Consider the following 488-nt stretch of genomic DNA (forward strand, 5'->3'; position numbering starts at 1 on the left):
GTAGTCGTCGCGCCTATTGGTCGAAGCTTACGTGCACGACAAGTTCACCGATCTGGTGGCGGAGAAGGCCAAGCGGATCAGGATCGGCCACCCGCTCGACCCGGACACAGTGGTGGGTCCCCTCATCCATCCGGTGCATGAGGAAAAGGTGCTCTCCTATATCGAGATCGGCAAGTCGGAAGGCGCGGTGGTCGCCGCCGGCGGCGGCAAGTTCGCGGGGCCTGGCGGCGGCTGCTATGTCAGCCCGACGCTGTTCGTCGGTGCCACCAACAAGATGCGCATCGCCCAGGAGGAAATCTTCGGGCCGGTGCTGACGGCGATCTCGTTCAAGGACGAGGCCGAGGCGCTGGCTCTGGCCAACGACACCCAATATGGGCTCACCGGCTATCTGTGGACCTCGGATGTGACCCGCGCGCTGCGCTTCACCGATGCGCTCGACGCCGGCATGATCTGGGTGAATTCGGAAAATGTCCGGCATCTGCCGACGC

Annotated in this window: 1 pseudogene; it reads left to right on the top strand. The window is 63.9% G+C overall.

From position 1 onward, the window contains the following. Nucleotides 1-4 precede the first annotated feature (4 nt). A pseudogene (locus EN852_RS35040) lies at nt 5-488 on the top strand (aldehyde dehydrogenase family protein); the annotation flags it as partial.

Source organism: Mesorhizobium sp. M2E.F.Ca.ET.209.01.1.1, assembly GCF_004010375.2.
GTDB lineage: Bacteria > Pseudomonadota > Alphaproteobacteria > Rhizobiales > Rhizobiaceae > Mesorhizobium.